Origin of the sequence: Undibacterium sp. CCC3.4 (genome assembly GCF_034347425.1) — a bacterium.
Taxonomy (GTDB): domain Bacteria; phylum Pseudomonadota; class Gammaproteobacteria; order Burkholderiales; family Burkholderiaceae_D; genus Undibacterium.
Window position 1 is genome coordinate 1,281,981 of record NZ_CP133779.1, and the last position, 24,178, is coordinate 1,306,158.

Here is a 24,178-nt window from a genome sequence, read left to right on the forward strand (position 1 = left end):
TCAAGTGCCGCGCTCTGGCGTAGCCGGAGCAAACACCACCAACCAGGTTGCCAGCACCACCGCTGCGCAGCCGAACAAGGTGCTCGGCGCGATCGTTTCACCGAGAAACAGCGCGCTCCACAATAAGGCAAACAAGGGAATCAGAAAGGTGACCGTCAGTGCCTTGCTCGGGCCAAGATCGCGCAACAAGCGGAAATACAAGGGATACGCGGCGGCGCTGCACAATAAAGCCAAGGCCACCGCCGCCAGCAAGACCAGCGAGCTGACCGTGCCTGTGACGCTGGCGAGCGGGAAGAATGGCAGCAGAACGATGGCCGCCCCGAGCTGTGAACCACTGGCCATTTGCATGGCACTGATACTGCCCGAGATTTTTTTCGAATAAATACCGGCCAAGGCATAGCAAATCGTCGCACCGACACAGGCAAAGACGGCCAACAACAATTCTCGGCTCATGGCGACCGGCCCGAGCCTGACTAATAAGGCGACGCCAGCGACACCGACCGCCATGCCGAGCAATTTCCGCCCGCTCAGACGCTCGCCGAGCCAGAGCGCACCGCACACAGCACCCCACAGCGGACTGGTGGCGTTGACAATGGCCGAATACCCGGCCGGCATATGCATGGCCGCATACGCATACAGCGCCACCGGCAGCGCCGAGTTGACCGTACCCAGCAGCAGCAAAGATTGCCAATGCACGCGCCAACCGGTGGCGCGCTGGCTGAACCACATCAGCAACAGCAAGGCCAGACCAGCCAGCCCGACCCGGATTTCCGAGGTCCAAAAGACCCCCAACACCGGCGCGGCGACGCGCATGAATAAAAATGAGGCACCCCAAATGGCGGCCAAACTCAGAAGACGGATTACATCACTGCTGCGCATGCATTGCTTTCAAAAGTAACAGAAGCAGAGCATAACAAATTGGCCAACAGCGCGCTGGCCGATTCCGGCCAGCCAATTGCAATTACTGCACCGCCCCGGCATTGTCGGGCGCATCAGCGGCGAGCGGCGCGACCATGGCGGCACGCTGCTGCTTGGCGATACGCACGATGGTATTGCGGATCGCTGTCAATACCGCGACGGAATTGAAAGGTTTGACGATGAAGCCGTGTACGCCGCGTTCTTGCGCCGCCTGCAAAATGCTGGCATCAATTTTGGATGACACCATGAACAACAGCGCTTTCGGCAATTCGCCGCGCAGCTGGTCGATCACCGCCATGCCATCGGCCGCAACTTCACCGACATCGATGCAAATGATTTGCGGCTTGAGTTTGATGATGCGCGCCAAACTGGCCGGTGCCAGATTGGCGTCGCCGACCACTTCGTGGCCACCGTTATTGAGAACGGAGGTGAGTAAGTTGCGGGCAACCGCATTGGCATCCAAGATAACTGCTCTGAGCATAGGTAACCTGTTAAGTGGTGTCCCTTGCATCATAATGCAATTTATTGCGCAGAGGGAAAAAAGCAGGCGGCGTCGCAACGCCGCCCACTCACACCAGGTATCTCAGCTACAGCGTGCGCTGCGCGCGCGCCGGCCGTATGGTCCAGGCCAACAGTAAGCCAGCCAACAGATACAGGGTGATCACCAGATACAAAGCCGGTGCCACGCTGCCGCTGCGCGCGGTGATCATGCCGGTTGCCACCGGGCTAGCGGCCGCGCCCAGCATGCCCAAGCTGGTGATGAGACCGATGCCGACGGCACTGGAATTTTTCGACAGGTATTCAGTGACGATGGTGATGAACAATGGCGTCGTCGCGGCCACACCAACGCTGGCGATCGACATGCCAAGCAAGGACATCGTCAAGTTGCCGATCGACCAAATCGTGATCAACAAGCCGATCGCGGCAATGCCGATGCTGCCGACAAAATGCCAGCGCCGTTCGCGTTGGCGGTCGGAATGGCGGCAAATCAGCACCATGCCGAACATACCACACAGATTAGGAATCGCCGCGTACCAGCCGATCAGCACCATATCGTGTACGCCCCAACTTTTGATCAGCGAGGGCAGCCAAAATACCATGGCATAGGTGGCACCGATCTTGAGAAAATTCACCAGCGCGAGCAAATACACTTTCGGGTCGCGCATCAGGTCGCGGTTACCACTGTGGCGGCCGCTGGCAATCGCGCTCTGGTCGCGCGCTACTTGCTCGCCCAACCAATGTTTTTCTGCCGCAGTCAACCAACTGGCCTGGCTTGGTTTGTCATCGAGATAGTAGTAGGCGATCACCCCGAGAAACACCGCTGGTAAGCCTTGTAAAACGAACAGCCACTGCCAGCCGGCGTAGCCATAGGTGCCGTTGAAGTATTTTAAAATACTGCCGCACAAGGGGCCGGCCAACACGGTTGACGCCACCGCGGCGGCACCGAAGATCGCCATCGCCTTACCGCGCTGAGACGAAGGGTACCAGTAAGTAAAATACAGCACCACGCCGGGGAAAAACCCGGCTTCAAACACCCCAAGCAAAAAGCGCATGACGTAAAATTCGGTCGGGGTAGAGACGAACATCATGCCGGCAGCGACCAAGCCCCAGCAAGTCATGATGCGCAACAGCGTTTTGCGCAAGCCGATTTTTTCCAACAAGAGATTACTCGGCACTTCGCACAAAAAATAACCGATGAAGAAAATCCCGGCACCGAGACCATACACGGCGTCGCCGAACGGTAGGGTGGCTTTCATTTGTAGCTGTGCATAGCCGATGTTGATGCGGTCCAGGCAGGCGACGAGATAGCAAATCATCAGCAACGGCAGCAAGCGCCAGTGAATGCGCCGATATAAGTCGGCGCTGGCCTGAGACGAGAGCGGCGGCGCGCTGTGCGTTAAGGAGGTGGTCATGGTAGTGTTTTCTTAAAAGCGGAATCAAAAAGGCGCACCGTGCCGCGGTGACAGGTGGCCCGGGAACATCAGAACTGGTGCGCCATCCCCAGTGAGAACGAGGTCGTGCGCAGCCCGCTTTGCGGGGTTTGGCCATCGCTCATCAAGGGCAAAGGATTGCCATTGATGACAATGGTGGAAGCACCGCGGTTGTTGAGCACGCCAAAGCGGGCATACAGTGCGGTACGCTTGGAGATCTCATAATCGTAGCCCAGCATAAGCCCGAGCGCGCTGCTGCCCTGGCCGGGGCTGGCATTGCGCGCGCGGCCTAACACTTCGCGATACACGAGAGAAGCGCGATAGTGATGGCGCGCGTGACGTACGATACTACCAAGTGTGTAGACGCGCGCACTGGCATTGTCGGCACGGCGCGAACTCAGCTGCATCACCGATGAAGACAGCACCAGATCGCCATCGTCGTAAATCGCGGCCAAACCGCTGCTGTCGTTGCGCACGGCCGCAATCCCCTCGGCTTCCGAAGGCGTGCTCCAGGCTTGGTTATAACTGCCGGCCAAGTAGACATGACCGGCGGCGTAGGACAGCACGCCGCCGCGGTTGACGATGTTGGGACTGCCGACGGCATTCGCCGCGCCTTGGTCTTTAGTGGCCATCATAAATTGCGCTTCCACGCCATAGCGCCGTGGCGTGGTATAGGTGATGGCACGCGCAACCCGACTCGGTGCCGCCATCGAACCGGCACCGAGATCGCTGTTGTAGCCGATGCCGGCAGTACCCTGGCTGGCACCACCACCGACCCAGGAATAGACCGAGTTGGTTTCCACTGCGCCGAAGACATCGACAAACAAAGGCAAGGCGCTGGCCAATTGCTTACCAAAACGCAGCGTGCCGAATTGGCGCGACTTCAGGCCTACCCACGATTCGCGATTGAACATGGATTTGCTGTCTTGCAACTTACCGGTATCACCGTACAAACCGCTTTCGTGGTTAAATTCGACGGACAGATCGGCCGAGATATTTTCGCGACCGTACAAGCCCAACTTGGTGGTATGTTCACCGCCACTCTGTAAGCGCAGCGTGCTCGCGGCGTCGCCCGAACGGATGACATTGATGCCACTGTCGACACTGCCGTACAAAGCGACGCCACCGGCACTGAGACTGCCGTTATAGCGCGGCAGGTTGGCGGCCCGATCCAGCAAGTACGATTCTGCGTAACTGTAAGCCGGCAGCGCACTCGCCGACAGCAAGGCGAGTGAACTGGTGATTTGTTTAATGCGCATTCTGGTCTCCATCATTATTGCGTGTTTTGTAGTTTGTAATAGCAAGATACTCACTACACCAGATAGCGCTCGACCAAATGGCTCCAATAGCTCGCGCCCAGCGTCAGCGCTTGATCATTGAAATCGTAACCAGGATTGTGCACCATGCAAGCACCCTGTTGGTCTATGCCGTTGCCGAGTAAAACGTAGCAACCAGGCACTTTCTCCAGCATCCATGAGAAGTCTTCGCTGCCTAGCAATCCTGATGGCATTTCAATGACTTGCTCGCGACCGAGCATATCGATCAGCAGTTGGCGCGCAAAATCAGTCTCCGCTGGGGCGTTCATCAACACGCAGGAGATCGGGCTGATCTCAATCTCGGCCCGCACGCCGAAACTGGCGGCCTGGGCCGTGACGAGTTCGTGCAAACGCCGGGCGACCAAGGCTTGCACCTGCGGATTCATGGTGCGGATAGTGAGCAGCAAGGTCGCCGTGGGCGGTATCACATTGGCGGCGGTGCCGGCATTGAGTGCGCCGACGGTGATGACGGCGGTTTCATCGGCGGCCACGTTACGCGACACGATTGTTTGCAAAGCCATCACGATACTGGCGGCAGCGACGATGGGGTCGTGGCCGAAATGCGGCATGGCCCCGTGCGTGCCCTTGCCGTGTAAAGTGATTTTGACCGAATCAGACGAGGCGGCGGCGGCACCGGTGCGCAGCGCGAACTGACCGACCGCAACGCCGGGAGCGTTATGCAGCGCAAACACGGCGTCGCACGGGAAGCGCTCGAACAAGCCGTCAGCGATCATGCGCGGGGCACCGCCTAAGCCCTCTTCGGCCGGCTGAAAAATCAGATTGAGTACCCCGTTGAAAGCACGGCTGTGCGCCAGATAATGGGCTGCTGCCAGCAATACCGCAGTGTGGCCATCGTGGCCGCAGGCATGCATTTTGCCATCGATCCGACTGGCATACGGTAAACCGGTCTGCTCGTGAATTGGCAAAGCATCCATATCAGCGCGAATGCCGATGCGCTTACTGCCGTTACCAACTTTTAATTGGCCAACCACGCCGGTGCCACCGATACCCGTGCTGACCGTGTAACCCCATGCACTGAGGCGATCCGCTACCAGGCGACTGGTTTCAAATTCTTCAAAGCCGATTTCCGGATGGGCGTGTATGCGTCGACGTAATTGTATGAATTCGTCGGCGTTGGCTGCAATTTCAGCAATAATAGGAAAGGCTGCTGGCACTGAAATACTCCTCGATAAAGTTCAGGGGTGAGAACGGCGGATAGAAACAAAGCGCGCCGCTTGTGGCATGATGATTTTGTTGGAATTACTTAAAAACGAATACGCACAATTTTTCATCACGATAAGTAACGCTTATCGAAGCAATAGTGCGGCTTATCATTTGCACCAAATATGAAACCTAATCAATTACGCGCACTCGTCGCCATCGCTGAGCACGGCAGCATCCATGCGGCCGCGCGCGCGTTATGCCTGACCCAGCCGGCCGTCACCAAGGCGATCCACGAATTGGAAGCGCACTTGGGCCTGAGCCTGCTTAACCGGCAATCGCGCGGCGTGACCTTTACCGAACCGGGCCGCGTCGTGTTGGCCCGAGCGCGCTTGATCGTGCGCGAATTTGAACGCGTACAGGAAGAAGTCGGTCTGCTCAAAGGGACCAGTGCCGGGCGACTGATGATAGGGGTGACGCCGCTGGCCGGCCTGACCGTGTTGCCGAAAGCTTTTCAGCAGTTCCGCGCGGTATGTCCCGATATTGAATTGAATTTTCTGGAATTTTCGGCCGACAAGCTCGACGAACATTTGCGTTGTGGCACGCTCGATTTCGCCGTCGGCGCACTACCTGATTTGCGCCGTCATACGGCCACCAAAAATCGCCATCTCTTGTCACTGCCGACCTCGCTGGCGGTACGCCGCGGCAGCCCGCTATGTGACTGCCGCAGTTTGGCGCAGTTACAGAAGGCCGAATGGCTGCACACTGAAGTGAGCAGCCATTTTGAGTTATTTCTGGCCGAACTGTTCCAGCAGCACGGTCTGCCGCCACCACGCCGCATCACACGCTGCAGTTCGCAATCGCTGTTTCTAAGCTTGGCCTTGGAAGCCGACGTGGTTATTTTTTGGTCGCAATTCTCGCTGCTGCTGCCAGCCTTGCGCGAACAATTAAGCCCGCTGCAACTCGATACGGTGCTGCCGCATCTCGGTTTGCATTTGATGCAGCGCGAAGATGGCTTGCTAACCCCAAGCGCAGAATATTTCATCCGTTGTATAGAACAAGTTGCCGCTGAGGCTAGGGAAGCGCAGATTTAATCCATGCGGTTTGCCCCACCCGTGTTTTTTTGCAACGCAGCATATGTCTTTCTATATGAGTTTTTCATCGTGGTAAGCTACGCGCAGAATTGACAAAATTCGCATCATTCCTCGACTTGCACTGAAAACTATTTTGCGGCATCAGGAACAATATCTCTATACCAATGACAATATGGACGGCAAATGAATAATATTCAAACACCAGTGCGTCACACGATTCTCGGCCATCCTGAGAGCCTGTTCGTACTGTTCTTTACAGAAATGTGGGAACGCTTTTCTTACTACGGCATGCGTGCACTGCTGGTCTTATTTCTGGTAACAGAAACCGCCAAGGGCGGCTGGGGCTGGAGTCGTGCCGACGCCACCGCTCTCTACGGCTGGTACACCGGCTTGGTGTATTTAACGCCGATTTTAGGTGGCTATCTGGCCGATAAATTCCTCGGCAGCCGACGCGCGGTGGTCTTGGGCGGCTTCATAATTGCTGCCGGGCATGCCTCTTTACTGTTCGATACACCAACCATGTTCTACGTCGGCTTGACGCTGGTCGTGGCGGGTACCGGCCTGTTCAAACCGAATATTTCCGCCATCGTCGGCCAACTGTATGGCAAAGACAATGAAGCTGGTCGTGACGGTGGCTATACGCTGTTTTATATGGGCGTCAATTCCGGTGCGTTTTTCGGTATTTTGCTGTGCGGTTATGTCGGCGAAAAAATCTCTTGGCCTATGGGTTTCGGCTTGGCCGGTGCCTTCATGCTGCTTGGCGCTGCGCAATTTTATTTCGGTCAAGGCATTTTCGGTGATATCGGACTGGCCAAATCGCAACAGACCGGTCCGGCCGAGGCCATCGAAGAAGCCGAGCCGCATATCGTGGCCGACCGCTTGAAAGCAATCTGCGTGTTTTCCTTCTTCACAATTTTCTTTTGGTTCGCGTTTGAGCAAGCCGGCGGTTCGATGACGATTTTTGCCGCCGACTATACCGACCGTAGCTTGAGCGGCACCAGTGGCTTGATATTTAAGATCGTCAATAGCCTGATCACGGTGATCCCGACCATCATTCTGTCTTGGTTGTTGGTTAAATTGTTTTATGGCACAGCAAAACGCTATTTATTGTCGAATTTGCTGCTGTTGCTGTGTATAACGGCAATCTGGGCAATGGTGATCTGGATGCTCTCGCGTGAATTTTCGCTCGACCACTCGGCCATACCAGCCACTTGGTTCGGCATTCTGAACTCATTCTTCCTGGTTATTTTGGCCCCGATGTTTTCCAAAATGTGGGAAAAACACTGGAATCCTAGCGGCCCGGTCAAGTTCGGCGTCGGTTTGATCTTACTCGGACTCGGCTTTGCGGCACTATCTTATGGTTCGGCACAAATTCCGGCCGGTGCAAAAACAGCCTCGGTCAGCATGGTCTTCCTGATCGCCGCCTACTGGTTCCATACCATGGGCGAATTATGCCTTTCGCCGGTAGGCTTGTCGTATATCAGTAAATTAGCCCCGCCGCGTTTGCTCGGCCTGATGTTCGGCGTGTGGTTTCTCAATGCCGCATTGGCGAACAAACTGGCCGGCATGACCGGCAGTTACATCGATGCGATTTCGGAAACCTACTCGCTTTCGACCTTCTTCCTCATTTTTACCATCATCCCCATTGCTGCCGGTTTGGTATTGATGAGTTTGAATGCTTGGATGAAAAAGAAAATGCACGGCGTGCATTGACGCGCATTGCGCCCAAAAAAAATCCTCAACCTTAGTTGAGGATTTTTTTTGCCGTCTGACTTAACGTTCGATTGCCAGTGCCACGCCCATGCCGCCACCGATACACAAGCTGGCCAAGCCTTTTTTCGCATCGGTACGTATCATTTCATGGATCAAACTGACCAAAATACGGCAGCCTGAGGCACCGATAGGATGACCGATAGCAATGGCGCCGCCATTGACATTGATCTTGCTGGTATCCCAAGCCATTTCCTTATTGACAGCAATCGCTTGGGCCGCAAAGGCTTCGTTGATTTCCATCAAATCGAGGTCGGCGTGAGTCCAACCGGCTTTTTTCAGACACAACTGAGCAGCTGGAACCGGTCCCATGCCCATGATGCTAGGATCAATCCCGGCCGAGGCATAGGCTTTAATGCGCGCCAGCACTGGCAAACCGAGTGCGGCCGCTTTGGCAGCCGACATCATGATCACTGCAGCCGCGCCGTCATTGAGACCGGAAGCATTGCCAGCAGTCACGGTGCCATTCTTGTCGAAGGCTGGACGCAAAGACGAAAGCGACTCAAGCGTGGCACCGTGCTTGATGAATTCATCGGTATCAAACACGATGCTGCCTTTTTTACTGACGATTTCAACCGGGATAATTTCATCCTTGAATTTGCCAGCTTTCTGGGCTGCTTCGGCTTTGTTTTGTGATGCCAAGGCAAACAAATCCTGCTCTTCGCGCGTCACGCTGTATTTTTTTGCGACATTTTCTGCCGTGATGCCCATATGGTATTGGTTATACACATCCCACAAGCCATCGACGATCATGGTGTCGACCAACTTGGTGTCACCCATACGGAAACCATCGCGTGAACCATTGAGCACGTGTGGCGAAGCGCTCATGTTTTCCTGACCACCGGCGATGATGACATCCGCATCACCCGCCTTGATTGCCTGCGCGGCCAAGTGCGTCGCTTTCAAACCGCTGCCGCAGACTTTATTGATGGTCATGGCTGGAACCATGGCTGGTAAACCGGCCTTGATCACGGCTTGACGTGCGGCATTCTGGCCCACGCCGGCAGTCAACACTTGACCGAGCAATACTTCATTGACTTCTTCGCCGCTCAAGCCGATTTTGGCGAGCAAACCCTTGATGACGATGGCACCGAGTTCTGAGGCGGGGATTTTTGACAAAGAACCACCGAATTTACCTACAGCGGTACGGCCGGCAGCTACGATAACGACGTCTTGCATAAAAATTCTCCTGTTTTTTCAAAAAATGCAGCACAGTCAGCGTACCGTTTTGTTAGCAACGCGACTACCCTACAGAGTACACCAGCTCTAGCCTGTGTAAGCTCCAAGGCAAAAAAAAAGCTCCTGCCGGTAACAGGAGCCTTTCTATCAGCGCTTGAAGAACACGCTGTAAATCAATTTATTTCTTTTTGCCTGTGGCTTTTTCAGCAGCTTGGGTGAATTGCTGAGTTGCTTTGCTCAGGTTTTCTTCCAAAGTTTGCACAGCTTGTTTCGTTGTTTTCGACAATTGTTCGTAGCCGGCGTTAATATTGCCAACAACAGATTTCAGTGCAACAACAGCTTGTTCCGAACCGGCAGGAGCATTTTTAGTGACTTCGTCGATCAAGGAGATGACTTTAGTGTTTGTTTCAGCGATATGGGCTTCAACCGCTTTCGTGAATTCTTGCTGAGTAGCATTAGTGATACTGGCCAAGTGACGACCATATGCCAAGGCTTTTTCAGCGCTTGGTTGAGCTTGAGCAGCTGTCAAAGTGAAGAATTCTTGTGGGTCTTTCGCGCTCAACAATTGTTTTGCAGCAGCAGTGCTTTCTTCGAAGCTCGCTTTGGCAGCGTTAACATTCAAGGAAAACAATTGTTCGAAGCCTTCGAAAGCTTTTTTGTTCAAGGCTGTCACGGAAGCGAATTGGGCTTCTAGGCTAGCTTTAGTCGAGGCGATAAATTGTTCTGGTGTAGTAGTCATAACATTCTCCGTTTGGAAGTAGGGTAATCGGCAGCGCTATCAACAAATTTTCGAATGGTGCACCGCAACAAACCCGATTTTACACCAGCCGTAAAAAACGTCAAGCTTTTTTTGTGCGACGCAACAAAATGAACTAAATGATATCATTTATTATTTTAGCACTAAGCCTGATGCGGGTTTGCGGCCGATATCATGTTTTCAGGCCGGTAAAACGGTGTTGAAAACTGATGTTTTTTTGCCTCAAAGGCAAGTAAATCCTGTTTATTCTGCAGCCCGCCGGCATAGCCACTCAGTGCGCCGCTGGCGGCGATCACGCGGTGGCAAGGAATCAGGATGGAGAGTGGATTACGAGCATTGGCCGAACCGACGGCACGCACCGCGCCGGGCTTGCCTATGCTTTGCGCCAACTCGCTGTAGCTGCGGGTTACTCCGGCTGGGATGGTTTGCAGCGCACGCCAGACCGTTTGTTGGAATGCCGTGCCGCCACTGATATCGAGGGGTAAATCAAAGGCGACGCGGATGCCAGCAAAATATTGCTGTAATTGCAATTCCGCAGCCAACAACAAGGGATGCTCTGGCGCAGAGTGCCAAGCGGCGCTGCCTTTGAAATGCCGATGTGATTCAAAGTAGACACCGCTGATGCCCTGTGTGCTGGCGGCAATCAATAGCGGGCCCAGCGGACTGGCGTAAGTGAGCATGTTCATAAGTTTTCCTTCTTGTGAGCTGACGCAGCATCCGCGCTCAGCGATTGCCACAGCAGCAGAGCCGCATACGAGCGCCACGGTGACCAGTCGGCTGAGCGCGCCAGTAATTGTTTTTCACTACAACGCGGACTCGGCGCGGGAGCGAGCTGCGCCGCAGCTTTTTGCAAGCCGAGATCACCGGCAGGAAAGGCATCGGGAAAACGCATGGCACGCATGGCAACGTATTGGGCCGTCCACTCACCGATGCCACGCAAAGCTTTCATCTTCGCGATCCATTCATCTTGCGAGCCTGGCCGCTCAAAACCGTTCTCTAAAGCAAACTGCGCCACCACTTGCAGCGTCGCCGCACGAGCACCAGGCATGCCGAGACCGGCCAAGTCGGAAATGGAGGCGGCAAGCAATTGTTGCGGCGTCGGGAAATGCCTGTTCACTTCGGCAAATGGCGTCCGCACCACATCGCCGAAACGCCCGACCAAACGACCGGCTACGGTACTGGCACCGGCCACACTGACCTGCTGACCGAGCACGGCCCGCAGTGCCAGCTCGAAACAATCAAAGGTCCCCGGCACACGCAAGCCTGGCGTGGCAGCCAATTGGAGCGCGAGCATGCTGTCTTTCTGCAACTGTTGTTCTATGCTGTCGGGATTGGCTTCCAAATCAAATTGCTCGCGTATTCTGGCCAATACGCTCAATACCACCGGCACCAGAGTCGGCGCCAGTTCGACGCATAACTGATGACTTTTTTCACTATGGCTGACTTTCAACCAGCCGCTGTAGGCACCGATACGCACGCTGCGCACATACGCCAGCCCCTTGCCATCGACGATCACCGCTTCGAGTCCGTGCATGGCGCGGCCGCGCAAATATTGCATCAAGGCGTCCCACGCATAGGGTGGACGATACGCCAAGCGCAGGCAAATGCCACCGCCGGGCGCGCTGCTGCTGCGACGCATGGCCCCGGGTGCCATGCCATAGCGTTGTAAAAACAGGGCATTGAAACGTCGCACGCTGCCGAAACCGGCCGCATAGGCGAGTTCGGTCAAGCTTAATGACGTCTCGTGCAGTAATTTTTTAGCAAACAACAAGCGTTGAGTTTGCGCCAACTCCACCGGCGTGACACCGAATTCCTGCAGCACCACCCTTCGCATCTGTCGCGACGACAGCCCGACTTGCTGCGCCAAGACTTCGACACTGATGTCGTTCAATGCGCCATCGGCGATCCGTTTCCAAATTGCATGAGCCAGATTTTGTTGCAGCGCATACGGTGCCAACTCAGGGCGACAGCGCAGACAGGGGCGAAAGCCGGCCGCCTCGGCAGCGGCGGCGTAGCGAAAGAAGGTACAGGAGCTTGCACGCGGGGTTTTTGCCGGACAAATCGGCCGACAGTAAATACCGGTGGTTTTGACACCGGTAAAGAAGACACCATCAAAACGGCTGTCTCTGGCCTCCAATGCGCGGTAGCAATGCTCGCCGTCGATGGCCGGTGCTGCCTGGCTTGGCGTAAGGGACAATGGCATAGTAAGACCTGCTCCGGTGTGCATAGTCGGAAGGCGCCGACGGCGCTGTATAGCTTCCTTTATACGCGGCCCGGCCCTCTGCTTCCAGCCATTTTCGGACGCCACTAAAAAAAACCGCAGACTGGCTGCGGTGGGTTCGAGCAGACGACGCGGACAACTACGCAAGAATGACGAGGCGAGAGCATGGGGGAGTGACATGTCTGCCGTTAGAGTAATGATACCGACTGAAAACCCTAGTCAGGTTTTTGATGAGGGCTTATTCGAGTTTCCAAACGAAGTCAACTTTGGCCCAGCTCTGATCGGCTTTGCCATCTTTGGTACCGGGTTTGAATTTACACTGGCTCAGCGCACCCAAGGCAGCTTTGTCCAGGCTTTTCGAACCGCTCGATTTTTCCACTTTCGATTCCATCACCTTGCCATCCGCGCCGACCAAAAAACCCATGGAGACGGTGCCGGTTTCTTCATTCATCAAGGCAGCTTTCGGATATTTCGGCGCATCGCAGGATTTACTATCCATCAGCGGTGCGCTGTCGGCCGCCATGGCGGAAGCGGCAACGGTCAACAACAAAGTACAAAGCAAGGTAGAGAGCGGAGAGGTAGTCATGATCGTTTTCGTTTCTGATAAATATAAAGTGCCCGTCAGGCGTTGCTGGTAATACCTACTGCTATCTGCAGTGCCAGCTTAAAATTCTTCCCAGCCATCGTCGGCCGCCGCTTTTTTCGCTGCCGAACGTGCTGGCGGCAAAGATTTCATCGGCGTCACACGTTTCTTGTTAAGCGGGGCGACTCGGGCCGAGGCTTCGACGCGTCGCGCTGGCAGCGCGGCTGGCCGCTGCACAGCGGCCGGCGCATGGCCACCGAGTTTGAATACGCTCACTACCTTGGCCAATTCTGCCGCCTGATCTTGCAAGCTCTGCGCCGCGGCGGCCGCTTGTTCAACCAAGGCGGCATTCTGTTGCGTGACGCTATCCATTTCTATGATGGCGTGATTGACTTGTTCTATTCCTGCGCTTTGTTCCTGACTCGCGGCGGTAATCTCGGCCATGATATCGGTGACCTGTCTGACGCTCGTGACCACTTGGTCGATCGTGACGCCGGCCTGCCCGACCAGTTTTGTGCCGATTTCGACTTTTTCCACCGAGGTGTCGATCAGGTTTTTAATTTCCTTGGCGGCTGCGGCACTGCGCTGTGCCAAATTGCGCACTTCTGCCGCCACGACGGCAAAGCCACGACCTTGCTCACCGGCTCGGGCCGCTTCGACCGCCGCGTTCAAAGCCAGAATATTGGTCTGGAAAGCAATGCCGTCGATCACGCTGATAATGTCGACGATTTTGCGCGAGGATTCATTGATCGAACCCATGGTATCGACCACTTGCGCGACCACCACGCCACCTTGGCGCGCCACTTCGGAAGCGGAGGCGGCCAATTGGTTGGCTTGACGCGCATTGTCAGCATTCTGTTTGACGGTGCTGGTCAACTCGCGCATCGATGAGGTGGTTTTTTCCAGCGAGCTGGCTTGCTGTTCGGTACGCGCAGAGAGATCCAAGTTACCGCTGGCAATTTCGCTCGAGGCGGTGGCGATGGTATCGGTGCCGGAACGAACCTGGGTGACGATGTTAACCAAGCTGTCGCGCATGCTTTTCATTTCAAAAATCAAACTGGCCTCATCACCGGAGACGACGGCGATATCGCTGGCGAGTTCACCGGCGGCAATTTGACCGGCGATCCGCGCCGCATAATCGGGCTCACCGCCCAATTGACGCAACAAACTGCGACTGATGAACAAGGCTGCACTGATGCCGCCAAGCAAAGCCAAAGCACCGAGGATGAGCATAAGACTGGTCGCGGCTTTAAAGGCAGAATTAGCTTCGTCGGCGACTTGCTGATTGACTTGATCTTCGAGCTTCACCAGTTCATCGAGGGTATCGAGCCAACTTTGCTGTATCGGGCGAACTTTTTTGATCAAGCCTATCGTCGCCACTTCAGGATTATTTCCCAAACCGAGTTCCTGTGCTTTGGCCGGCAAGGCGGCGGCGGCCGTTTCACGCTCTTTCAACTTAGTCAGCAAAGCTTTTTTATCGGCATCGGGCGCGCCATTGAGTTCGCTCAGTTTGAGCAGTTTTTCATTGGCTAGCTCGTATTTCTTCGATTGTTCGGCGATTTTCGCCAAATCCTTTTCCATGTCAGCCGCATCGTTGAGCAGCGTCAAATTGCGCAGCGAAACCAAGCGGTCATAGACGATGGCACGCATATCCAAAGCCAAACGGCTTTCGACATTGCTGACATTGACGATACTTTCCAGTCGTCCCTGTATCTGCGCCATGCGCGATATACCAACAACGGTGACGGCAACCAGCAATGCCAATACCAGGGCAAAACCCAGCCCCAGACGTTTACTCACGGTCATAGTTGAAAAATTCATTTACTTGTCTGGTTCGGTAGATGTGGGGGGAAACAGCTTCGGCTCGATGCGCTGATCGGGCCCAACTCTGTGCGGCGCTGTGCATAAAAATACACCGGCGTATGTAAAATTATTTACATCTTACAAGGAGTAAATATACTGTACTTTTGCTTGTCAGCAATTTGTTTTTTTGCCTCTTTTTATCAGTAAATGCGCGCTGTTGTCAGAAACTTCAGTTTAGATGGGCTTTTATTAAGTAATCTGTGATGCATCAATATGGTGCGAATTAATTTTGCATTGTGAAAGAAAGCAAGTTCTGAATATTCTTCGGTAAGGCCGGCGATTTCTCCGCTCCGGTGCTGACTATTTGCCATTTGATATACGCCATCATTATTTTGATATGGCAGGGCCTATCCTCGATGCTACTCTTGCGTGTATCTACTGACGCGCGCAAAAAAGTGTCATTTCACAACAGTTTTCGCTACGGAGTCCGCATGTCTGCCCCGCTTCGCTATTATTTTCAGCATCAAGTTCACTCTGTCGATCAGATGCCGCTTACCCGCACCCTGTTGCAGCACTTGCGCGAGGATTTACATTGCACCGGCACCAAAGAAGGCTGCGCCGAAGGCGATTGCGGCGCGTGTACGGTGGTGATTGCCGATTTACACGAGGGTGAAGTCAGGATGCAATCGGTTAATGCTTGCCTGCAATTCATGCCTACCTTGGCCGGGAAAGCGATTTTTACCATCGAAGATTTAACAGAAAAGCAGTGTTTACATCCAGTTCAACAAGCACTGGTGGAGTGCCACGCGTCACAATGCGGTTTTTGTACGCCGGGGTTTGCCATGTCTTTATGGGATTTGTATTTACAAAACCCGGCACTGCCGCTGCCGCGACGTCAGATTGACATCGCTTTGTCGGGAAATCTGTGTCGTTGCACCGGCTATCGCCCGATTATTGCCGCAGCACAAAAAATGACGACTTTGCCGCGCGTCGATTTTGACCGCCAAGCGCTCAAGCTCGCCTTGACGGCGCTCGATGACGGCCAGCCATTCAGTTACCAGCATGCCGGCCAAGCGTTTCACGCGCCACGTAGTTTGGCGCAGTTGTTGACCTTGCGCGAGGCCCATCCGCAGGCGACGCTGTTGGCTGGCGGCACTGATATCGGCTTGTGGGTCAACAAGCAATTTCGTGATCTCGGCAGTGTGATTTACCTCGGCCAGGTCAACGAGCTATGCCAGGTCAGCCAGGTCGATGGCCTACTGTGTATCGGTGCCGGTGTCAACCTGGACGATGCATATCGGGAAGTAAGTGCCTACTATCCGCAATTGACCGAGCTCTGGCAACGCTTTGCCTCGCTGCCGATACGCCATGTCGGCACGCTGGGCGGCAATGTCGCCAACGGCTCGCCCATCGGTGATTCCATGCCTTGGTTGATCGCACTCGGCAGCCGCATCGTACTGCGCAGTGTGCGCGGCGAGCGCGAACTGGCGCTGGAAGATTTTTATCTCGGCTATCAACAGAAAGACTTGCAAGCCGATGAAATCGTCGCCGCCCTGCGCATTCCACTGCCACAGCCCGGGCAAATTTTTCGCGTGTATAAATTGGCCAAGCGCTTTGATCAAGATATTTCAGCACTCTGTGCCGCTTTTTCTGCTCACCTCGAGGGCGAGCAGTTGTCGCAAGTACGCATCGCCTGTGGCGGCATGGCCGCGACTCCAAAGCGCGCTACCCACGCCGAAGCGCAATTGCAAGGGCAAGCCTGGGACGAAACGAACTTGTGCGCGGCCATGAAGGCATTGGCGCAGGATTATGCGCCGCTCTCGGATTTGCGTGCCAGTGCAGACTACCGCATGCAAGCGGCCGGCAATTTATTACGGCGTTGGTGGTTGGAAACTCGGCCGCAGGCGCCTCTGCCGGCACATGAAGTCAATGCTTTTGCAGCGGAGTTGCCATGACGAATACTGCCCATGAGGCGACTCATGCCGCTGCCACCCCCGTGGTCGGCCACTCCCATCAGCATGAATCGGCGCGGCTACATGTGAGCGGTAGCGCCACCTATACCGACGATATTGCCGAACTACATGGCACGCTGCACGCCGCCTTAGGCTTGTCGACGGTGGCGCACGCACGTCTGCGCGCGCTCGATCTGAGCGCCGTGCGCGCCGCGCCTGGGGTGCTGGCGGTATTGTGCGCGGCCGATTTTCCCGGCACGAATCAATGCGGCCCCATCATTCAGGATGAGCCTATCTTGGCCGAAGACGTGGTCGAATATGTCGGCCAAGCAATGTTTATTGTCGTCGCCAATAGCCACGAGCAGGCACGCCGCGCCGCGCGTTTGGCGCAGGTCGATTATGAACTGTTGCCGGCCGTGCTAGATGCCCGTGCCGCCCATGCCGCGCAGTCGTATGTGCTGCCGCCATTGGCACTGGCGCGCGGCGATGCCGCCGCTGCGCTGGCCACGGCAGCGCATAGCTTGTCTGGGCAATGGCAAGTCGGCGGACAAGAGCAGTTTTATCTCGAAGGCCAGATCGCCTATGCGCTGCCACAGGAAGATGGGGCGCTGCGGGTACTGTGCTCGACCCAACATCCCAGTGAGATGCAACACATCATCGCGCACGCCCTGGCATTACCGACGCACAGCGTGCAAGTCGAATGCCGGCGCATGGGCGGCGCCTTCGGCGGGAAAGAATCACAATCGTCCTTGTGGGCCGCCGCCGCCGCCTTATGCGCTTGGCGGCTGCAACGTCCGGTCAAGTTGCGCGCCGATCGCGATGACGATATGCAAGTTACCGGCAAACGCCATGATTTCCATTACGCTTACGAAGTCGGCTACGACGATAGCGGGCTCTTGCTCGGTGCCCGCTTAGAACTGATTGCCCGTGCCGGCTATTCGGCGGATCTGTCGGGCCCGGTGGCGACGCGCGCGATTTGCCATGTCGATAATACCTATTTTCTCTCCGATGTCGACATCCGTGCCTTCTGTGCCAAAACCAATACGCAATCCAATACCGCCTTTCGCGGTTTCGGCGGCCCGCAAGGCGCACTGTTGATCGAACATGTGATCGATGAAATTGCGCGTGCCTTAGGGCTCGATCCGCTCGATGTCAGAAAACGTAATTTTTACGGACGCAACGCTGCCGAGGGCCGCAATGTCACCCATTACGGCCAAACAGTCGTCGACAATGTGATCCACGAATTGGTCGCCGAACTGGAAGAAAGCAGCGCTTACCGCGCACGTCGCGTGGCGATTGCCGAATTCAATGCGCGCAGTCCGATACTGAAAAAAGGCTTGGCGCTGACGCCACATAAATTCGGCATTGCCTTCAACGTTACCCATCTCAACCAAGCCGGCGCCCTGGTACATGTGTATCTCGACGGCTCGATCTTGGTCAATCATGGTGGCACCGAGATGGGCCAAGGCTTGCACACCAAGGTTTTGCAAGTGGTGGCACACGAACTCGGCGTGCCCTTGGCAGCCTTGCGCATCAGCGCCAGCGACACCGCCAAGATCGCTAACACTTCGGCCACCGCCGCCTCCACCGGTGCCGATCTCAACGGCAAGGCAGCACAAGACGCGGCGCGGCGGATTCGTCTGCGCTTGGCCGAATTTGCCGCCGCTACCTGGGGCGGCAGCGCCACTGCCGTGCGTTTCGAGGCCGGTACGGTCGCCGTCAATGGCACGCTGATGGGATTTGCTGAATTAGTGCAGAAAGCGTATCTGGCCCGAGTTCAACTATGGTCCGATGGCTTCTATGCCACACCGCAATTGCACTGGAATGGCAAAACCATGAATGGCAACCCGTTTGCCTATTATGCGTATGGTGCGGCGGTGTCGGAAGTACAGGTCGATACCCTGACTGGGGAATGGAAACTGTTGCGCGTCGATGCCTTATACGATGCCGGTCAATCACTCAATCCGGCACTCGACATCGGCCAAGTGGAAGGGGCGTTCATTCAAGGCATGGGTTGGTTGACCACCGAAGAGTTGGTCTGGAACGCGGCTGGTAAGCTGATGACACATGCGCCGTCGACCTATAAAATACCAGCGATTTCCGATTGCCCGGAAGATTTTCGGGTGGCGCTGTTTAATAACAGCAATCCGTTTGACAGCATACACCGCTCAAAAGCGGTCGGCGAACCGCCCTTGCTGTTACCATTCTCGGTCTTTTTCGCCATCCGCGACGCCATCTCCAGCTTGGCCGGACATCGCCACGCCCCGGCCTTGGCCGCACCGGCTACCAGCGAAGCCATTTTGCGCGCGATCAGCGCGCTCCCTACAGAGAAGCCCTAATTTATGCCAATTACCGCCGCCTTTCGTGCCAGCCTGTTGTATTTTCATGCTGATCCGCGCCTACAAGAACAGGCCATGCACTGGCATCGTGATGGTTTGCTGCTGCTTGATGGCGACAAAATCAGCGCCGCCGGCGATTACCACGCCTTGCAAGCGCTGCTGCCGCCTGACTTGGTAGTGCAACACTTTCCCGGCAAAATTTTACTGCCCGGCTTCATCGATACCCACATTCATTACCCGCAAACCGACATGATCGCCTCGCCCGCGCCGGGCTTGCTACCGTGGTTGGAAAAATATACTTTCCCCAACGAACGGCGCTTCAGCGACGCGACCCATGCCGACGAGGTGGCGAAATTTTTCATCGATGAATTGCTGCGCAGCGGAACCACCAGCGCCATGGTGTACTGCAGCGTGCATCCGCAATCGGTCGAATCCTTATTCGGCGAGAGTGAACGGCGTAACTTGCGCATGATCGCCGGCAAAGTCATGATGGACCGCAATTGCCCGGAATTTTTACGCGATACGCCCGAGAGCAGCGCCCGCGAGAGCGAACAATTGATCAACAAATGGCATGGTCGTGGCCGCGCACTGTATGCGATTTCACCGCGCTTTGCGCCGACGTCGAGCGCGCAGCAATTACATTTGGCCGGTGAACTGGCGCAACAATACCCGACTACCTATATTCAAACCCATGTGGCAGAAAACCGCGATGAATGCGATTGGGCACGTGCGCTGTTCCCGCAGGCGCGCAGCTATCTCGATATTTACGACCAGGTCGGTTTGATGCGCGAGCGCGCCATGTATGCCCATTGCGTTTGGCTCGACGATACCGACCGGAGGCGACTGGCCGAGACCGGCTCGGCTATTTCCCTGTGTGCAAGCTCGAATTTATTTCTCGGCAGCGGCTTGTTCGATTTCGCTGCTGCCGATGCGGCCGGCATCGCCCTGTCGTATGGCAGTGATGTCGGCGGCGGCACCACGTTTTCGATGTTGCAGGTAATGAACGAAAGCTACAAAGTCGCACGCATGGGCGGCCATTATTTGCCGGCCCTGACGATGTTCTACAGCGCCACCTTGGGTGCCGCGCGCGCCTTGCAACTCGAGGGCCAAATCGGCAGTTTCGCCGCCGGCTGCGAAGCCGACTTCATCGTGCTCGACCCGGCCGCCACGGCCTTGTTGGCACGCCGCAGCAGTCACTGCGACTCATTGGAAGAATGTTTGTTTGTGCTGGCCATGTTGGGCGATGACCGCTGTATCGCGGCCACGTATGCGGCTGGGCAGCTTGTGCATCAACGCTAATCGGCAAGGCTGCCGCTCATAATCCTCGTCGTTAAGAGGCTGTCGCAAAAGCCTGATGAACGCTTTTTTACATCTGAAACACCGCATACCTCGTCATTCCCGCATGCCACAGCCTCGTCATTCCCGCATGCTTTTGGCGGGAACCTAGTGTCGTTTTTCACACTGAAAATGCCACAATTTCTGGCATTTTCAGTTAACCACGAACGCCGCTGGATTCCTGCCAAACACTCGCAGGAACGACGTTATATGAAAAAAGCCCCCGATATTGCTATCGGGGGCTTTTTCTTGACAGAACAAGGGCATCGCTGCCGCTGTCAGATCAACACAGATTTAGAACTTGTAGTTACCGCGAACATACAGGGCACGACCGTATACATCAGCATAACGTGGATCGTAACCGGCAGCATTACCGACAACCGATGGTTGCAAGGACAATGGTGGGGCACGATCAAACAGATTGCGGATACCGGCTGTGACGCTGATAGTTTTGCTGTAATCGTACTTACCTTGCCAATCGAAGGTTGTATACGATGGAACTTTCAAACCAGCAAACGCGGTAGTCGCACCGAGTGAACCGTCAGCCTTGACCAAATACACACCGCTGTCGGCTGTATAAGCTACATCTCTGTAACCGGATTTGTAGTTAGCCGACAAAGCATTGGTGAACTTGCCAGTTTGCAGGGACGCACCCAGATGCATCTGAATACGGAACACTACGGCTTGATCCGCACCGAACTGACCCAGATCGCTGTTGACTGTACCACCTGGTGAGAGCGTGTAGTCTTGCTTCATCATGTAAGTACCAGTGAAGCTGGTGCTCAGATTACCGATAGGTGTAGCAGTGCGATAGCTGGTATCCCAGTCAATACCTTGGTAATGAGCAACACCACCATTCAATGGGAATTGCTGCAAGGCGATTGTCGCGCCGGATACTGCATCAACATAACCATCGACGAACAGGTTTTTATACACGGCCGGGTTGGAGAACGCTACTTGCTGCGCAATACCACTCGACAAGACTTGGTTTTTGATTGTGACATTCCACAGATCGAGACCGAGTGACAAGCCTTTGAGCGGGTCAACACGGAAACCTAAGGTCCATTGTGTCGATTTTTCCGGTTTCAAACCGCCATCACCAGACAAACCATTACCACCTGTCAGCAAGTCATACTGCGAGCTACCTGGCAAGCAATTTGGCGAACCTGGCAATGGGCATGGGAAGCTGTTCGAGCTGCCACCGTAAGAAACGGCACCGGCCAGATCAGAGATCGCTGGTGCTTTAAAGCCTGTACCGTAAGCACCACGGAACAGCAAAGTTTCTTGCGGTGTCCAACGGAAGCTCAACTTGTACGTTGCGGCGCTGAAAGTATTGCCAAGATCAGCAGCGGCCAATTTAGGTTGTACGCCAGAAACTGGATCTACCGTTGACGAATAGACTTGTTCACTATGGGTACGACCAAAGCTGTCATAACGACCGGAAATGGTGGCTTCCAGAGTCTTTGTGATTGGCAGCAACAATTCGCCATAAACGCCATAGTTATTGCGTTTTGCGTCGAATGGTGCGGCACCGTAGCTGCCACCCAATGGGAAGTTAGTCAAGTTTTCCGAACCTTGCAAACCATTACCGTACAACAGCAGATCGCTGTAGTTGGTCGAATAGTGCTGAGTCGAATAATCGGCACCCATGGAGATGATCGATGTACCGCCTGGCAAATCAAACCAATCATGCTGAGCGCCAACGTGGGCAGTATTCATGTCCGACACCGTGGTCGAGAACAAAGTACCGTTCAACAATGCCGGTTGCAAGGCGGAGCCTGAAGAACCACCGAGTGGGTCAACTGAGCCGGCACCGACCAAGGCATTGAATTTTTCAGCATCGAGGAAGCCGCCGGCCGAATAATCTTTCACCGTGCTGCGTGACAGAGTCAAGCTGGCTTTGTAATTCCAACCGGAAACCAAGCCGTCAATACCCATGGCGAAATGCTGCGCATTGGTGTTGTAATCATCAGCACGGCCGCCTGTGGCGATCGGGCGATAACCCATTTTGACTGGCGATTTGGAACCCGATGGGTTGTACAAATCGAGGTTGTTGGCTGCCAAGAAAGGCAAGACATAATTGTTGTACAGGTTAGTGTACTTGCCAGGGCCGATCGCCAAAGGCTGCGATGGTGGCGCAAACTGTGCTTTCACATCGACGGTCGACATGATCAATTCGGCCCACGCTGTGGTGTCGTCATTGATCTTCAAAGTGCCTTTCAACAAGCCGCTGTCGCGGACTGTCGATGGATTGTCTTCAACGAAAGAAGCGAAGTTGAAGTTGCAATAGCCACCGGCAGCAGCGCCTGGGCCGGCTGGTGTTGTCAGGAAGTTCGAGTAAGGATTGCCGCAGTTACCATTCTTCGTATAGTAAGGGCTGACGGTATACACCGTTTGTGTTCCCTTGGTCTGTGCTGCACCTTTTGGTACGGTAGGAATGAACAGATTGCCCGGTTCATTGTTACTGCTGGTACCAAGGTAGCGATAGGCTTGACCATTGGAATTGAAATTGATGATGCCGCCAGCTTTGGAGAAATCACGCTGACTGGCACGGATGCTGCCTTCATAATCGTGGCTGTACGAAGCCAAGACGTTGAAGCCGTCGGTGTCCAGATCACCCCAGCCTTTGCTCAGACCGGCGCTGTAGCTGCGGCCGCCCGGGTGCTGTGGCACGTTGTAGTTGAAGAAGGCATTGCCGTCGGTTTTGTTTTTCTTGGTGATGAAATTGACCACGCCGGCAATCGCGTCGGAGCCATAAGTCGCCGAAGCGCCATCAGTCAGAATTTCGACGCGTTCGATCGCGTCAAGTGGAATACTTTCCAGATTGACCGAGAAACCGCCGCCGGCCGTATTACCTTGCAATGCAGGGGCCATACGTTGGCCATCCAACAAGACCAAGGTGTATTTCGATTGCATCGAGTGCAGTGCTGCCGTCGTGCCACCACCACCACCGGTGTTGATCGAGCTGGCAGCTGGTACGAAACCTTGCATGGCCGGCAGATTTTGCATCAACTCGGTGACCGAAGTCGCGCCCGATTTTTTGATGTCTTCCGCTGTCAGTGTTTGAACTGGCAATGCGCCTTCTTTAGCGATACGTTTGATCGACGAACCGGTAATTTCAATACGTTGTGTACTTGACGCAGCTTCTTCTTGCGCCATGACTGGCTGTGCCAGTGCTCCGACTGCGACGCCACCTACGAACATCAGGCGTACGGATCGCGATATCATTTTTTCTACCATCACGGAAACTCCTCCAAGGAAATTATTTTCATTACATTAATTGTTCAACCAACTTATCGCTGACCTACAAAATGCATGCTGTCCACAAACACTGATTCAAAAAAGGCCTTCGCACTACCTATTGCGTCAATTCAAGGCCAAAACCCCGCTTCACGTAAATTTTGTAAAACTGTGTAAAGTAATTATGAAAAAATATTTATGTTCCATGGAACCATTTTGCGTAAGAGCATGTCAACTGCGACTTTATTGCGGTGGCGCAAAAAAACCACACATGAAAAATTAAGACTTATAATTTAGTCAATTTATTCATACTTCGCGGTGCAAACTGTGGTTTTCGTAACTATTTGGTGCAAATACGGCGAATGTTGTCAGTTTCAGTAAAAAATTCCGCAAATTAGTTTTCATTCAAAATTTAGTTTCTGTAATTATCAAAAGCAAATATCTAAATTCATGAAAGTACGCAATGAAAAGCGAATTTCAAAAAATTATCTGCAAGAAAGCAAGCTATTTGCCGCGACATGCACGATTTTGGTGCGGAAAGTAACGAAGTTTTTCTGGGAAAATTAAATATACTAAAAA

Annotated in this window: 17 protein-coding genes; 5 read left to right on the top strand and 12 right to left on the bottom strand. The window is 54.6% G+C overall.

The window, feature by feature from the left end; translation table 11 throughout:
- The 5 genes from RHM61_RS05875 to RHM61_RS05895 form a co-directional block, all read right to left on the bottom strand.
- Positions 1-879 (bottom strand): DMT family transporter, encoded by an 879-nt coding sequence (locus RHM61_RS05875; protein WP_322250202.1) that lies wholly within the window; start codon positions 877-879, stop codon positions 1-3.
- An 82-nt stretch (positions 880-961) separates the two neighbouring features.
- On the bottom strand, positions 962-1,399 hold the full coding sequence (locus RHM61_RS05880; RefSeq protein WP_322250203.1) for an ANTAR domain-containing response regulator: 438 nt from the start codon (positions 1,397-1,399) through the stop codon (positions 962-964).
- A 106-nt stretch (positions 1,400-1,505) separates the two neighbouring features.
- Positions 1,506-2,831: an MFS transporter gene (locus RHM61_RS05885; RefSeq protein WP_322250204.1), complete on the bottom strand. Its 1,326-nt coding sequence runs from the start codon at positions 2,829-2,831 to the stop codon at positions 1,506-1,508.
- Between the two features lie 68 nt (positions 2,832-2,899).
- Positions 2,900-4,108, bottom strand: a complete 1,209-nt coding sequence (locus tag RHM61_RS05890; protein ID WP_322250205.1) for a porin — start codon at positions 4,106-4,108, stop codon at positions 2,900-2,902.
- A gap of 53 nt (positions 4,109-4,161) precedes the next feature.
- Positions 4,162-5,340: a M20 aminoacylase family protein gene (locus RHM61_RS05895; protein WP_416200214.1), complete on the bottom strand. Its 1,179-nt coding sequence runs from the start codon at positions 5,338-5,340 to the stop codon at positions 4,162-4,164.
- Between the two features lie 171 nt (positions 5,341-5,511).
- Here RHM61_RS05895 and RHM61_RS05900 point away from each other — a divergent pair, with 171 nt between their 5' ends.
- On the top strand, positions 5,512-6,420 hold the full coding sequence (locus RHM61_RS05900; protein WP_322250206.1) for a LysR substrate-binding domain-containing protein: 909 nt from the start codon (positions 5,512-5,514) through the stop codon (positions 6,418-6,420).
- Between the two features lie 183 nt (positions 6,421-6,603).
- Positions 6,604-8,133 carry a peptide MFS transporter gene (locus RHM61_RS05905; protein WP_322250207.1) on the top strand — a complete coding sequence of 510 codons (1,530 nt, stop codon included), beginning with the start codon at positions 6,604-6,606 and terminating at the stop codon, positions 8,131-8,133.
- A gap of 60 nt (positions 8,134-8,193) precedes the next feature.
- Here RHM61_RS05905 and RHM61_RS05910 read toward each other — a convergent pair whose 3' ends face one another.
- From RHM61_RS05910 to RHM61_RS05935, 6 genes are all read right to left on the bottom strand, one after another.
- A complete protein-coding gene (locus tag RHM61_RS05910) occupies positions 8,194-9,369 on the bottom strand; it encodes an acetyl-CoA C-acetyltransferase (protein WP_322250208.1) in 1,176 nt (391 codons plus the stop codon).
- A 178-nt stretch (positions 9,370-9,547) separates the two neighbouring features.
- Positions 9,548-10,108 (bottom strand): phasin family protein, encoded by a 561-nt coding sequence (locus RHM61_RS05915; protein ID WP_322250209.1) that lies wholly within the window; start codon positions 10,106-10,108, stop codon positions 9,548-9,550.
- Positions 10,109-10,269: 161 nt separating this feature from the next.
- Positions 10,270-10,812, bottom strand: coding sequence for a methylated-DNA--[protein]-cysteine S-methyltransferase (locus RHM61_RS05920; protein ID WP_322250210.1), 543 nt, complete (start codon positions 10,810-10,812; stop codon positions 10,270-10,272).
- On the bottom strand, positions 10,809-12,329 hold the full coding sequence (locus tag RHM61_RS05925; protein WP_322250211.1) for an AlkA N-terminal domain-containing protein: 1,521 nt from the start codon (positions 12,327-12,329) through the stop codon (positions 10,809-10,811). The genes RHM61_RS05920 and RHM61_RS05925 overlap by 4 nt, the downstream gene beginning before the upstream one ends.
- A 256-nt stretch (positions 12,330-12,585) precedes the next feature.
- A complete protein-coding gene (locus RHM61_RS05930; protein ID WP_416200229.1) occupies positions 12,586-12,870 on the bottom strand; it encodes an energy transducer TonB in 285 nt (94 codons plus the stop codon).
- 141 nt (positions 12,871-13,011) lie between these two features.
- Positions 13,012-14,736: a methyl-accepting chemotaxis protein gene (locus RHM61_RS05935; RefSeq protein WP_322251048.1), complete on the bottom strand. Its 1,725-nt coding sequence runs from the start codon at positions 14,734-14,736 to the stop codon at positions 13,012-13,014.
- A 488-nt stretch (positions 14,737-15,224) separates the two neighbouring features.
- On the opposite strand from RHM61_RS05935, the gene xdhA reads away from it, so the two are divergent.
- From xdhA to guaD, 3 genes are read left to right on the top strand one after another with little or no spacing between them, the layout of a single operon-like run.
- On the top strand, positions 15,225-16,688 hold the full coding sequence (xdhA, locus tag RHM61_RS05940) for a xanthine dehydrogenase small subunit (RefSeq protein ID WP_322250213.1): 1,464 nt from the start codon (positions 15,225-15,227) through the stop codon (positions 16,686-16,688).
- On the top strand, positions 16,685-19,024 hold the full coding sequence (xdhB, locus tag RHM61_RS05945) for a xanthine dehydrogenase molybdopterin binding subunit (RefSeq protein WP_322250214.1): 2,340 nt from the start codon (positions 16,685-16,687) through the stop codon (positions 19,022-19,024). The genes xdhA and xdhB overlap by 4 nt, the downstream gene beginning before the upstream one ends.
- A gap of 3 nt (positions 19,025-19,027) precedes the next feature.
- Positions 19,028-20,323, top strand: a complete 1,296-nt coding sequence (gene guaD, locus RHM61_RS05950; protein ID WP_322250215.1) for a guanine deaminase — start codon at positions 19,028-19,030, stop codon at positions 20,321-20,323.
- A gap of 330 nt (positions 20,324-20,653) precedes the next feature.
- Here guaD and RHM61_RS05955 read toward each other — a convergent pair whose 3' ends face one another.
- The gene (locus tag RHM61_RS05955) at positions 20,654-23,587 is read right to left on the bottom strand and encodes a TonB-dependent receptor domain-containing protein (RefSeq protein WP_322250216.1); all 2,934 of its coding nucleotides are present in this window, start codon (positions 23,585-23,587) and stop codon (positions 20,654-20,656) included.
- Positions 23,588-24,178: the final 591 nt, after the last annotated feature.

Coding starts and splice junctions, on each gene's coding strand:
- RHM61_RS05875 (WP_322250202.1), bottom strand. CDS start 879: ATGCGCAGCAGTGATGTAATCCGTCTTCTGAGTTTGGCCGCCATTTGG.
- RHM61_RS05880 (WP_322250203.1), bottom strand. CDS start 1,399: ATGCTCAGAGCAGTTATCTTGGATGCCAATGCGGTTGCCCGCAACTTA.
- RHM61_RS05885 (WP_322250204.1), bottom strand. CDS start 2,831: ATGACCACCTCCTTAACGCACAGCGCGCCGCCGCTCTCGTCTCAGGCC.
- RHM61_RS05890 (WP_322250205.1), bottom strand. CDS start 4,108: ATGCGCATTAAACAAATCACCAGTTCACTCGCCTTGCTGTCGGCGAGT.
- RHM61_RS05900 (WP_322250206.1), top strand. CDS start 5,512: ATGAAACCTAATCAATTACGCGCACTCGTCGCCATCGCTGAGCACGGC.
- RHM61_RS05905 (WP_322250207.1), top strand. CDS start 6,604: ATGAATAATATTCAAACACCAGTGCGTCACACGATTCTCGGCCATCCT.
- RHM61_RS05910 (WP_322250208.1), bottom strand. CDS start 9,369: ATGCAAGACGTCGTTATCGTAGCTGCCGGCCGTACCGCTGTAGGTAAA.
- RHM61_RS05915 (WP_322250209.1), bottom strand. CDS start 10,108: ATGACTACTACACCAGAACAATTTATCGCCTCGACTAAAGCTAGCCTA.
- RHM61_RS05920 (WP_322250210.1), bottom strand. CDS start 10,812: ATGAACATGCTCACTTACGCCAGTCCGCTGGGCCCGCTATTGATTGCC.
- RHM61_RS05925 (WP_322250211.1), bottom strand. CDS start 12,329: ATGCCATTGTCCCTTACGCCAAGCCAGGCAGCACCGGCCATCGACGGC.
- RHM61_RS05930 (WP_416200229.1), bottom strand. CDS start 12,870: ATGGCGGCCGACAGCGCACCGCTGATGGATAGTAAATCCTGCGATGCG.
- RHM61_RS05935 (WP_322251048.1), bottom strand. CDS start 14,736: ATGACCGTGAGTAAACGTCTGGGGCTGGGTTTTGCCCTGGTATTGGCA.
- xdhA (WP_322250213.1), top strand. CDS start 15,225: ATGTCTGCCCCGCTTCGCTATTATTTTCAGCATCAAGTTCACTCTGTC.
- xdhB (WP_322250214.1), top strand. CDS start 16,685: ATGACGAATACTGCCCATGAGGCGACTCATGCCGCTGCCACCCCCGTG.
- guaD (WP_322250215.1), top strand. CDS start 19,028: ATGCCAATTACCGCCGCCTTTCGTGCCAGCCTGTTGTATTTTCATGCT.
- RHM61_RS05955 (WP_322250216.1), bottom strand. CDS start 23,587: ATGATATCGCGATCCGTACGCCTGATGTTCGTAGGTGGCGTCGCAGTC.